This is a genomic window from Streptomyces sp. NPDC051172 (assembly GCF_040682555.1).
In the GTDB taxonomy this organism is placed as follows: Bacteria; Actinomycetota; Actinomycetes; order Streptomycetales; family Streptomycetaceae; genus Streptomyces.
Genome location: NZ_JBFBBE010000196.1, coordinates 1 through 11149, shown reverse-complemented (window position 1 = coordinate 11149; position 11149 = coordinate 1). Strand labels below are relative to the sequence as shown.

Annotated in this window: 9 protein-coding genes and 2 pseudogenes; 6 read left to right on the top strand and 5 right to left on the bottom strand. The window is 70.2% G+C overall.

Features of this window, described 5'->3' with window-relative positions; translation table 11 throughout:
* Both AB0N07_RS47975 and coxB read right to left on the bottom strand, forming a co-directional pair.
* Window positions 1-239, bottom strand: a pseudogene (locus tag AB0N07_RS47975) (cytochrome ubiquinol oxidase subunit I); the annotation flags it as partial.
* A complete protein-coding gene (gene coxB, locus AB0N07_RS47970; protein WP_365846837.1) occupies window positions 236-1198 on the bottom strand; it encodes a cytochrome c oxidase subunit II in 963 nt (320 codons plus the stop codon). The gene coxB and the pseudogene AB0N07_RS47975, both read right to left, overlap by 4 nt.
* Before the next feature lie 286 nt (window positions 1199-1484).
* Between coxB and AB0N07_RS47965 the strand changes: the two genes are divergently transcribed.
* Window positions 1485-2864: an aminotransferase class V-fold PLP-dependent enzyme gene (locus AB0N07_RS47965; protein ID WP_365846835.1), complete on the top strand. Its 1380-nt coding sequence runs from the start codon at window positions 1485-1487 to the stop codon at window positions 2862-2864.
* A gap of 1 nt (window position 2865) precedes the next feature.
* Here AB0N07_RS47965 and AB0N07_RS47960 read toward each other — a convergent pair whose 3' ends face one another.
* Window positions 2866-3840, bottom strand: coding sequence for a carbohydrate kinase family protein (locus AB0N07_RS47960; RefSeq protein WP_365846833.1), 975 nt, complete (start codon window positions 3838-3840; stop codon window positions 2866-2868).
* A 137-nt stretch (window positions 3841-3977) separates the two neighbouring features.
* Between AB0N07_RS47960 and AB0N07_RS47955 the strand changes: the two genes are divergently transcribed.
* Window positions 3978-4187 (top strand): hypothetical protein, encoded by a 210-nt coding sequence (locus AB0N07_RS47955; RefSeq protein ID WP_030932599.1) that lies wholly within the window; start codon window positions 3978-3980, stop codon window positions 4185-4187.
* 188 nt (window positions 4188-4375) lie between these two features.
* On the top strand, window positions 4376-6421 hold the full coding sequence (locus tag AB0N07_RS47950; protein WP_365846831.1) for a hypothetical protein: 2046 nt from the start codon (window positions 4376-4378) through the stop codon (window positions 6419-6421).
* An 88-nt stretch (window positions 6422-6509) separates the two neighbouring features.
* On the opposite strand, the gene AB0N07_RS47945 is transcribed toward AB0N07_RS47950, so the two are convergent.
* Entirely contained in the window at window positions 6510-6866 is a 357-nt protein-coding gene (locus AB0N07_RS47945; RefSeq protein WP_030582488.1) for an iron-sulfur cluster assembly accessory protein, read from the bottom strand.
* Between the two features lie 303 nt (window positions 6867-7169).
* Between AB0N07_RS47945 and nadA the strand changes: the two genes are divergently transcribed.
* The gene (gene nadA, locus AB0N07_RS47940; protein ID WP_365846829.1) at window positions 7170-8366 is read left to right on the top strand and encodes a quinolinate synthase NadA; all 1197 of its coding nucleotides are present in this window, start codon (window positions 7170-7172) and stop codon (window positions 8364-8366) included.
* A 15-nt stretch (window positions 8367-8381) separates the two neighbouring features.
* Here nadA and AB0N07_RS47935 read toward each other — a convergent pair whose 3' ends face one another.
* Window positions 8382-10634, bottom strand: a complete 2253-nt coding sequence (locus tag AB0N07_RS47935; RefSeq protein WP_365846827.1) for a protein kinase — start codon at window positions 10632-10634, stop codon at window positions 8382-8384.
* 161 nt (window positions 10635-10795) lie between these two features.
* On the opposite strand from AB0N07_RS47935, the gene AB0N07_RS47930 reads away from it, so the two are divergent.
* On the top strand, window positions 10796-11014 hold the full coding sequence (locus AB0N07_RS47930; RefSeq protein ID WP_365846825.1) for a hypothetical protein: 219 nt from the start codon (window positions 10796-10798) through the stop codon (window positions 11012-11014).
* Between the two features lie 4 nt (window positions 11015-11018).
* Window positions 11019-11134: pseudogene (locus AB0N07_RS47925) on the top strand (Uma2 family endonuclease); the annotation flags it as partial.
* Window positions 11135-11149: the final 15 nt, after the last annotated feature.

Sequence of the window (11149 nt, the reverse complement as noted above, 5' to 3'; positions counted from 1 at the left end):
TCGTTCGACATGATCTGCAGGCCCGGACGGGCCAGCTCGGCGCGCATCAGCAGCGCCATCACGCCGCCGATCAGGAAGAACGCGAACGACGTGACGAGGTAGAGCGTCCCGATCGTCTTGTGGTCAGTGGTGGTGAGCCACTTGATGACCACGTTGCCGGGCTGCTTGCGCCGGACCGGCAGCTCGTCCGCGTAGTGGGACTCTGCCGCGGCGCCCTGGGGTTCGTTGACGATGCTCACAGGTTGTTCGTCTCCCGGTTCTTCTCGTGGCTCGTCTGCGCGATGCCGGCGGGAACGTAACCGGTCTGCCCCTTCTTGGCGAGGTCCTTGAGGTGCTGCTCGTAGCGCTCCGGGGAGACGACCTTCACGTTGAACAGCATCCGGGAGTGGTCGACGCCGCAGAGCTCGGCGCACTTGCCCAGGAAGGTGCCCTCCTTGTTGGGGGTCACCTGGAAGGAGTTGGTGTGGCCCGGGATGACGTCCATCTTCATCAGGAACGGCACCACCCAGAAGGAGTGGATGACGTCACGCGAGGTCAGGACGAAGCGGACCGTCTTGCCCTTGGGCAGCCACAGCGTCGGACCCGGGTTGCCGGTCTGCGGGTTCCTCGTGGCAGGCGTACCGACGTCGTAGACACCGCCTGCGTTCGCCGGGAACGCGTTCTTGAACCGGTCCGGAATGCCGGCCAGGTTCTGGTCGGTCTTCGCGTCACCGGTGACACCGGGCACGGGCTCGATGTAGTTGAAGCCCCAGCTCCACTGGAAGCCGACGACGTTCACGGTGACGTCGGGCTTCTTGTCGGAGAGGCTGAGCAGCTTCGACTCGTCGCGGGCCGTGAAGTAGAACAGCACCGAGACGATGACGAGCGGAACCACCGTGTACAGCGCCTCGATCGGCATGTTGTACCGGGTCTGCGGAGGAACTTCGACCTTCGTGCGGCTGCGCCGGTGGAAGAAAGCACTCCACAGGATCAGGCCCCACACCAGCACGCCGGTGGCGAGCGCGGCTGCCCAGGAGCCCTGCCACAGGGAGAGGATCCGCGGAGCCTCTTCCGTGGTCGGGGTGGGCATACCAAGGCGGGGGAAGTCCTTGTATGTGCAACCGGTGGCGGTCGCCAGGACCAGGCCCGCGGTCATTGCCTGCAGCAGCTTCCGCCGCATCGGGCGCCGCGGCGAGCGGTCGGAGCCGTTGGGACTCACGTAGCGCCTTCCCGAGAGTCTCGCCCGCGCGGTTGGCTGCGGCCTGCCTTCTTCGGTGGTCGGTCGCCGCCCTGCGTCGGGCAGGGGTTTGGATGTTTATGCGGACCAAACCCTAGCCGACGCGTTCCGGGGGGTCGCGGGGAGGGGGGCCTATGCAATGGGGTGGTTCGCTGGTTTGGCGGGTGCGGGCCGTATGTGGCTTGTCGCGCCCCGCGGCGGAGCCGCTCATGTCACCGTCCCGCGCCCCTTGAGGCCACTGCAGTGAACGGCGGTTTAGCGTTGCTGTGTGGGCTACTTCGACGCTGCTTCCAGTGCTCCTCTTCATCCCGTTGCCCGGCAGGCTCTGCTGGCCTCCCTGGATGAAGGGTGGGCCGATCCCGCACGGCTTTACCGAGAAGGGCGGCGTGCTCGGATGCTGTTGGATGCGGCCCGTGAGGCTGCCGCCGAGGCGGTGGGATGCCGTCCTGACGAGCTGGTCTTCACCTCATCCGGCACTCGGGCCGTACACAGTGGTGTCGCGGGGGCGTTGGGTGGGCGTCACCGGGTTGGGCGTCACCTGATCGTGTCAGCGGTCGAACATTCCTCGGCGCTCCATGCGGCCGACGCGCACGAGGCCGGCGGTGGGAGCGTCACGCAGATCGAGGTGGACCGGCTGGGCCGGGTGACACCAGCGGCGTACGCGGCCGCCCTGCGCCCGGACACCGCGCTGGCCTGTCTTCAGTCGGCCAACCACGAGGTGGGGACCGAGCAGCCGGTGGCCGAAGTGGCTGCCGTGTGCCGGGAGTCCGGTGTGCCGTTGCTGGTGGACGCGGCGCAGTCGCTGGGGTGGGGGCCGGTGGAGGGCGGCTGGTCGCTGCTTGCGGCCAGTGCGCACAAGTGGGGCGGGCCCTCGGGGGTGGGGCTGCTCGTCGTACGAAAAGGTGTGCGGTTCGTGTCGCAAGGGCCCGCGGACGAGCGGGAGTCGGGGCGGGCCGCCGGGTTCGAGAATCTGCCGGGGATCGTGGCGGCGGCCGCCTCGCTCCGGGCGGTGCGGGCGGAGGCGGCGCAAGAGGCGATACGGCTGCGGGAGCTGACGGAGCGGATCCGGGTGCGGGTGCCGCGGTCGGTGCCGGACGTGGAGGTGGTCGGGGATCCGGAGCGGCGGCTGCCCGGGATCGTCACCTTCTCCTGTCTCTATGTCGACGGGGAGACACTGCTGCACGAGCTGGACCGGGAGGGTTTCTCCGTTTCCTCCGGGTCGTCCTGCACCAGCAGCACGCTGACGCCCAGCCATGTGTTGAGGGCGATGGGGGTGCTGAGTGAGGGGAATGTGCGGGTTTCGCTGCCGATGGGGACGCCGGAGGAGGACGTCGAGCGGTTCCTGGCGGTGCTGCCGGGGGCGGTGGCGGTGGTGCGGGAGAAGCTGGGGGCGCCGGTCGCGGCGGCGGCCGTGCAGCAGGACGACGCGCTGGTCGTCGACGCGCTCGGCAAGCGCTGCCCGATTCCCGTCATCGAGCTCGCCAAGGTCATCGGGGACGTGCCGGTGGGCGGCACGGTGCGCGTCCTGTCCGACGACGAGGCGGCGCGGCTGGACATCCCGGCGTGGTGCGAGATGCGGGGCCAGGAGTACATGGGTGAGGAGCCGGCGGACCACGGTGCCGCGTACGTGGTCCGCCGGGTGTCGTAGGTCAGGCCAGGTGCTTCTGGACCTCGGCGGCGGCCTCGTCGCCGTAGGCCTTGGCGAACCGCTCCATGAAGTGGGCGCGCCGCAGCTGGTACTCCTGGGTGCCGACCGTCTCGATGACGAGCGTGGCGAGCATGCAGCCGACCTGGGCGGCGCGCTCCAGGGAGACGCCCCAGGCGAGGCCGGAGAGGAAGCCCGCGCGGAAGGCGTCGCCGACGCCCGTGGGGTCGGCCTTGCGCTCCTCCTCCGCGCAGCCGACCTCGATCGGGTCCTCGCCGGCCCGCTCGATACGGACGCCTCGGGAGCCGAGGGTGGTGACGCGGTGGCCCACCTTGGCGAGGATCTCGGCGTCGCTCCAGCCGGTCTTGGTCTCGATCAGGCCCTTCTCGTACTCGTTCGAGAAGAGGTACGTGGCGCCCTCCAGCAGTATCCGGATCTCGTCGCCGTTCATCCGGGCGATCTGCTGGGAGAAGTCGGCGGCGAAGGGGATGGACCGGGAGCGGCACTCCTCGGTGTGGCGGAGCATCGCCTCCGGGTCGTCGGCGCCGATCAGGACCAGGTCGAGGCCGCCGACGCGGTCGGCGACGGTCTTCAGCTCGATCTGGCGGGCCTCGCTCATGGCACCCGTGTAGAAGGAGCCGATCTGGTTGTGGTCCGAGTCCGTGGTGCACACGAAGCGGGCGGTGTGCAGGGTCTCGGAGATACGGACCGAGTCGGTGTCGACGCCGTGCCGGTCCAGCCAGGCGCGGTACTCGTCGAAGTCGAAGCCGGCGGCGCCGACCAGGATCGGGGTCGTGCCGAGCTGACCCATGCCGAAGGCGATGTTGGCGCCGACGCCACCCCGGCGTACGTCGAGGTTGTCGACCAGGAAGGAGAGCGAGACCGTGTGCAACTGGTCCGCGACGAGCTGGTCGGCGAAGCGGCCGGGGAAGGTCATGAGGTGGTCGGTGGCGATGGAGCCGGTGACTGCGATGCGCACGGCGGGGACTCTCCTGTGAGAGACGGGAGGGCGGATGGACAGTTCACGCTACCGGGTCGTAGCCGGGCTCTGAAGTGGCCAAAACTACCCGATAGTAGATCTTTCTCGGTCGGCTGCCGCGTGCATACGGTTCCGGTATGACGAACCTGAAGGTCCATGCCCCGGTCCCGGTCGACCTGGAAGGCGACCTTGCGTCGCTGCGCGGCGACTGCGCCCGGATGGTCCCCCACTGGGCCGCCCCCGACCGCATCACTTCCCGCCCGGTCTCCCCGTCCCTCATCCACGGCGTGATCGTGCCGCCGAAGTCGGCCCGCCTGCTGGACTCGATGTCGGACTACGGCGACTGAGCACGGGTCTGCAAGTCCGCTGCGGCCCGGTGGCCGCGCCGGCGCATCTGAAGGGAACCGCGCGCTCCTCCGCTGCGTCCCATCGCCGTCCCCCGCCAAGGGGATGTGCGACACGACTCTCCCGCAGTCCTTTTTGACAGGGTCGGGTCAGGGTCACAGGACAGCTGTGCAGGCGAAGGAGCGATGCGGTGAACACCGAGCGACCCGACAACGACGCCCCGGACGAGAACGGCACCGCCGGCTCCGCCGAGGAGCAGGGTGCCGTGGAGGAGCAGGGTGCCGTGCGCGCCGGGGCTCCGGGCGTCACGGAGGGCGACGCGGACGCTCCTGGGGAGGAATCCGGCACCGAACGTGGTGGCGCCGAGGCCGAAGAGGGGGGCGCCGAGGCCGAGGCGACCGGTGCGGGCGAGGAAACCGGCCCGGGCGAGGAAACCGCCGTGGACGGGGCGACCGCCAAGGTCGAGGGACCCGACGCCGGCGCGGAGAAGACGGGGGCCGAAGAGGGGGGCGCCGAGGCCGAGGCGACCGGTGCGGGCGAGGAAACCGGCCCGGGCGAGGAAACCGCCGTGGACGGGGCGACCGCCAAGATTGAGGAACCCACCGCGGCCGAGGCCGAGCAGATCGCCGCGGTCGGGACGACCGCCGGGACCGGAGAAGCCGCCGTGGTCGGAGCGACCGCTCCGGTCAAGGAGACCGAGGTGGCCGTGGAGACCGCGGCCGCCAAGGCTCCGGCGGGCGACGAGGGCGGCGCTGAGGTTCACGACGCCACGCCTGATCCGGAGGCGGAGGAGCCCCGTGCGTCCAGGCGCCGCTCCCCCGTGCTCATCGCCTCCGTCGCCGCTGCCGTGCTCCTGGTGGGCGGCGGCGGGGCGTACCTCACCGCATCGGCCTCCGGCGGCTCCGGCGGGCGTACCGGCTCCGGGGCCTCCGGTGACGGCACCACTCCCCCGCCGCTCGCGCTCGACGGTTACTCCGAGGGTGGTACGAACGGGATCGCGCCCGGGGAGCCCAACCCGTACGGCGTGCAGTACAAGGCCGACGGCGCCCTGCCCGACGGGCCGGACTCGGCGCCCGTGTACCGGGCGGCCGGTGAGGTCACCAAGGACGAGGTGGCGCGGCTGGCCAAGGCGCTCGGGCTGGACGGGACGCCGGTGGCGCAGGGGCAGGCCTGGCAGGTCGGGTCCGCCAAGGACGGATCCGGGCCGAGTCTGGTGGTGGACAAGCAGGCGCCGGGGACGTGGACCTTCCACCGGTACGCGGCCGGCACCGACGCCTGTCGGAGCGCCGTGGCATGCACGAAGGACCCTGCGAACCCGGCCGGCGGCACGGTGAGCGAGGCCGTCGCGAAGAAGGCCGCGGCGCCGGTACTGAAGGCGGCCGGCCAGGACGACGCGAAGGTGGACGCGGGCCAGGTCATGGGCGCCCAGCGGGTGGTGAACGCGAACCCCCTGGTCGGCGGGCTGCCCACCTACGGCTGGACGACCGGGCTGACCGTCGGCGCCCAGGGCGAGGTGGTGGGCGGCAGTGGGCAGTTGAAGGCGCCGGTGAAGGGCGACACGTATCCCGTGCTGGGTGCGCAGAAGACGCTGGACCTGATGAACTCGGCGCCCACGACCGACCACCGCATGGGCATCGGCGGCTGCGCCAGCCCCGTACCGCTGAAGGACCGGCTGGAGGCGCCGTGCGGGCAGTCGACGTCCGGGGCCGGTGCGACGCCGGCGAAGCAGACCGTGGCCGTGGACGGTGCGGTCTTCGGGCTGGCCGTGCATGCGGTGGACGGGCGGCAGGCACTGGTGCCGTCCTGGCTGTTCCAGGTGAAGGGCACGGGCGCACAGAACGGCTTCACGGTGACGTATCCGGCCGTCGACCCGAAGTACCTGGCCTCGAACTCGACGAGCGCGCCGGGCAGCGGGCCGTCCTCGGCGCCGGCCACCCGTGACGTCAAGGTGGACTACTACATCGCCGGGGGCAAGGACCTGACCGTGAGTTTCACGGGCGGTGTGTGCGCCGACTACGAGGCGACGGCGAGCGAGAGCTCCGACCAGGTGACCGTGAAGGTGACCGAGACGCCGTGGAAGGGCAAGATCTGCATCATGATCGCCAAGGCGATCGAGAAGACGGTCCACCTGGAGAAGCCGCTGGGCGACCGGAAGGTCGTCGGCACCGACGGCAAGCAGATTCTGCCGCCGAACCCGGGGCAGCGGCTGCCGCAGAAGACGGCCGGGGTGCAGTAGCCCGCCTGATACGCGAAGGCGGCGGCCCTGTCGGAGGGGGCCGCCGCCTTCGGTTCGTTCAGTTGTTCAGCGAGCCGGGGATCGTGGCTCAGCTGAAGGAGTCGCCGCAGGCGCAGGAGCCCGTCGCGTTCGGGTTGTCGATCGTGAAGCCCTGCTTCTCGATGGTGTCGACGAAGTCGATCGACGCGCCGCCCAGGTACGGAGCGCTCATGCGGTCGGTGACGACCTTGACGCCGCCGAAGTCCTTGACCACGTCTCCGTCGAGGGAGCGCTCGTCGAAGAAGAGCTGGTAGCGCAGGCCGGAGCAGCCGCCGGGCTGAACGGCGACACGCAAGGCCAGGTCGTCACGGCCTTCCTGGTCGAGCAGGGCCTTGACCTTCGCCGCGGCGGCGTCGGACAGGATGATGCCGTCGGTGACGGTGCTGGTCTCGTCCGATACGGACATCTACATCTCTCCCGGGTTGTACGGAGACTGCTTGCCGACTGGTGCAACCGGCAAGGCCGCGGATTCATTCCGGGCCGGGCGCCGTTTTTTGCCGCCTCCTTCATGCTCGCACATGCGATGGCGGGCGGAAAACGGCTCATCGGGATTCATGTCACATCGACGCAATGACCATCGTCAAACTGACGTGAAGCGGGTTATGATAGATAACGTCAGTTCGACGAGAAGGACGGGAAGCGCGTCCGTAGAACGTCCATCCGCAGGACCTCCAGCAGAACCTCCCGCAGAACAGAAAGGGTGCGTGTCGTGACCACCGCCCAGACCACGGAGCTCGACGTACAGCCGACTCCTCTCGCCCTGCTGCTGCTCGGCCGCGAGGCCGACCCGAAGAGCGAGCGGGGCGTCGAGTGCCCCGGCGACCTGCCGTCCCCGTCCGACCCGGACCTGGTGGCGCGCGCCCGCGCGGCCAAGGAGAAGCTCGGCGACAAGGTCTTCGTGCTCGGCCACCACTACCAGCGCGACGAGGTCATCCAGTTCGCCGACGTCACGGGTGACTCGTTCAAGCTGGCCCGGGACGCGGCGGCGCGTCCGGAGGCCGAGTACATCGTGTTCTGCGGTGTGCACTTCATGGCGGAGTCCGCGGACATCCTGACCTCCGACGACCAGAAGGTCGTCCTGCCGGACCTCGCGGCCGGGTGCTCGATGGCGGACATGGCGACGGCCGAGCAGGTCGCCGAGTGCTGGGACGTGCTGACCGAGGCCGGCATAGCCGAGCAGGTCGTGCCGGTCTCGTACATGAACTCGTCCGCGGACATCAAGGCGTTCACGGGCAAGCACGGCGGCACGATCTGCACGTCGTCCAATGCCCAGCGGGCCCTGGAGTGGGCCTTCCAGCAGGGGGAGCCCGATTCGACAAAGGTGCTCTTCCTGCCCGACCAGCACCTCGGCCGCAACACCGCCGTCCGCGACCTGGGCATGTCCCTGGAGGACTGCGTCGTCTACAACCCGCACAAGCCGAACGGCGGGCTGACGGCGGACGAGCTGCGCGCCGCGAAGATGATCCTGTGGCGCGGCCACTGCTCGGTGCACGGCCGGTTCTCGCTGGACTCGGTGAACGACGTGCGCGAGCGCATCCCGGGCGTGAACGTCCTGGTCCACCCGGAGTGCAAGCACGAGGTCGTGGCCGCGGCGGACTACGTCGGCTCGACGGAGTACATCATCAAGGCCCTGGAGGCCGCGCCCGCCGGGTCCAAGTGGGCCATCGGCACAGAGCTCAATCTCGTACGACGGCTCGCGAACCGTTTCGCGCCCGAGGGCAAGGAGATCGTCTTCCTCGACAAGACGGTCTGCTTCTGCTCGACCATGAACCGCATCGACCTGCCCCACCTGGTCTGGACGCTGGAGTCGCTGGCCGAGGGCAATCTGGTCAACCGGATCGAGGTCGACAAGGAGACGGAGGCGTTCGCGAAGCTGGCGTTGGAGCGGATGCTGGCGCTGCCGTAGCCGTCTGTGCCGCTGTCACCCCGGGACGGGTTTCCGCTCGGGGTGCGCGGGGTCCAGGCTGAAAACGGTGCCGTCCGGGGTGCTCACGACCAGCGCGCCGCCGTTCAGCAGCACCTTGGACTTGGTCACGTCACCGCTCGCGAGCTGGTCGGCACGTGCGCCCGTCTCCCACAGCAGCGTGCCCTTGCGGGTGTCGAGGGCGGCGACCCGGCCGCTGGTGCTGGCCAGGTAGAGGGTGCAGGTGCGGGAGTCGTACGTGGGCTGTCCCGAGCCCTCGACGTCGGTGCGGGTCTGCCACAGCGGTTTCCCGGTCAGCGGGGACACGGCGGTCACCCGGCCGTTGGCCTGGGTGATCCACAGGGTGTCGGCGGCCAGCCGCACCGAGCCGTCGTAGACCGTCGTCAGCTTCGTCGTGGTGGCCGAGCCGGTGTCCGGGTCGAGCAGCCGGATCTCGCCGAACTTCAGGTCCTCGGGGCGCGCCGGGCCGGTTGTGCCGCCGACCACGAAGGCCAGCCGGCCGCCGACGGTGCCGAGCAGGCTGCTCGTGTACGGGGTCTTCAGGCGCCGGAGCACCGATCCGTCGGACTTGTTCAGCTCCAGGAGTACGGCGCCCTGGGTCGCGTCGTCCGGGAAGCACTGGGCATACAGGCGGGAGCCGGCCGTCGTGAACTGGCAGTAGTCGCCGGAGGGCAGCTGCAGGGTCCAGCGGTCGTTTCCGGTGCGCGGGGAACGGGCCGTCACCAGCCGGCCGGTGGGGTCGGGGGTCAGGACGAGGTCGCCGGAGACGATCTGGTCGACGGTGGCGTTGTTCCGTTGCCGGGCCCACAGCTGCTCGCCGCTCCTGGTGTCGAGGGCGACGATGGCGGCCTTGGAGCTCCCGTCGGCCCCGTAGACGTAGTGCTGGAGGAGCATCGCGTCGTCCCGCACCCCGAGGAGTTCGAAGTTGTCCCGCGCCTTGTCCGCGCCCTCGGCGGAGGTCGCGAGCGCGGAGCGCCAGACGGTGGCGCCGGTACGGCCGTCCAGACGGACCGGGAGGATGTTGTTGCCCGCGCAGTAGACCGCGTTCTCGTACGTCTGGCAGCTGGCGTCGCCGGCGTCCGCGCTGTCCTTCGCGAGCGGGTTGACCTCGCCCCGCTGTGCCGTCTCGTACGTCGTCGTCTGCCAGGGCTGCCAGCCGCTGGGGAGCGCCGCCCAGCGGGAGTCCGCGGACGAGGCGGAACTCGCCGCCGGCGAGCCGTCCGGGAAGCCCGGCCCGAAGCGTATGTACCACCCCGTCCCCAGGGCCAGCACGCCCACCGCGCAGGCCACCACCGGCAAGGGGCGGACCCTGCGGCGTCGCGTGCGCCCGGACCGGGTGGCCTTTCCGGGCCCCGCGCCGCCGGTCCCGGCACAGGTCTCCTCGAAGGTCCTCGGGTCGGCGAGGCGGAGGGTCGTGGGGTCCGGATCCATGGGGTCGGGCTCGGGCAGGGCTTCGGCGAACTCCTTCGCCAGTACGTCCAGTTGGGGCCGGCCGGCGGCGTCCTTGACCAGACAGCGCTCCAGGACCGCGCGCAACGGGACCGGTACGCCGCTCAGTTCGGGCGGCTCGTGGACGACCCGGAAGGCCGTGAGGTACGGGCTGTCGGCATCGAAGGGGCCGCGTCCGGTGGCCGAGTGGACCAGGAGCGCGGCGAGCGAGAAGACGTCCGAGGCGGGTCCGACCGTGCGGGCGTCGATGAACTGCTCCGGTGACATGAAGGGCGGGGTGCCGATCATCTGGCCGGTCTCGGTGAGGGTGTTGTGGTTCTCCACCGCGCGGGATATGCCGAAGTCGATGACGCGGGGTCCGTCCTCGGCCATCAGGACGTTGGCGGGCTTGAGGTCCCGGTGCACCACTCCGGCCCGGTGGATGTCCTGCAGCGCCTCCACCAGTCCCAGGGCCAGTCGCCGCAGCTGGGTGCCCTTGAGGGCGCCGTGGTCGCGGATCCGTTCGGCGAGGGAGCTGCCCGCGACGTACTGGGTCGCCATCCAGGGCCGTACCGCCTCCGGGTCGGCGTCCACGACCGGTGCGGTGAAGGCGCCGCTGACCTTGCGGACGGCCTCGATCTCCTGCCGGAAGCGGGCGCGGAAGACCTTGTCCTCCGCGTACTGGGCGTGCACCACCTTGACGGCGACGTCACGGCCCGAGCGTGATCTGCCCCAGTAGACGACCCCCATGCCGCCGGACCCGAGCCGGTCGACCAGTTTGTACCCGCCGACCGACTTCGGGTCGTCCTTGTGCAGCGGCACGCCCGAATCCCCTTCCATGCACGGCAGTTCGAGGCCACAGAATACGTAACGGAGACGGCGGCGACGGGTGGGGCGCCCGAGGGCTCCGAGCCGGTTGTGTCCGACACGCCACTGCTGCACTCCCTGAACTCGCTCACATGGCATGATCGTTCACTTGTGCTATGAGCGATGAGGTCGGGGAGTTCCGGCGCAGTGAGGTGCTGGTGCCGGTGGTGGAGGGCTCACTGGTGTCGGCGGCGGGCGGTGTGCGGTGGCTGTTCGTGTGCACGGACGACGCGGCGCCGGCGCGGTTCGCGGCGGCGCGTGGTGAGGCGGAGCGGGTGGCGGTGTACGGCGCGCGGTTGCTGGACCGGGTCGTGCCTCCGGTGACTGCCCTGTGACGGTGTTGTGGACCGGGACGCCTCTTCGGTCACGCTGTTCAGCGACCCCGAGAACGAGGACTACCGGCAGCACTGCCGGAGCCGTTCGCCTTCGAACTGGACACCGGCGAGTTCCTCTGACTCGTCGTAGAGGCC

Coding starts and splice junctions, on each gene's coding strand:
- AB0N07_RS47945 (WP_030582488.1), bottom strand. CDS start 6,866: ATGTCCGTATCGGACGAGACCAGCACCGTCACCGACGGCATCATCCTG.
- AB0N07_RS47955 (WP_030932599.1), top strand. CDS start 3,978: ATGACGAACCTGAAGGTCCATGCCCCGGTCCCGGTCGACCTGGAAGGC.
- AB0N07_RS47930 (WP_365846825.1), top strand. CDS start 10,796: ATGAGCGATGAGGTCGGGGAGTTCCGGCGCAGTGAGGTGCTGGTGCCG.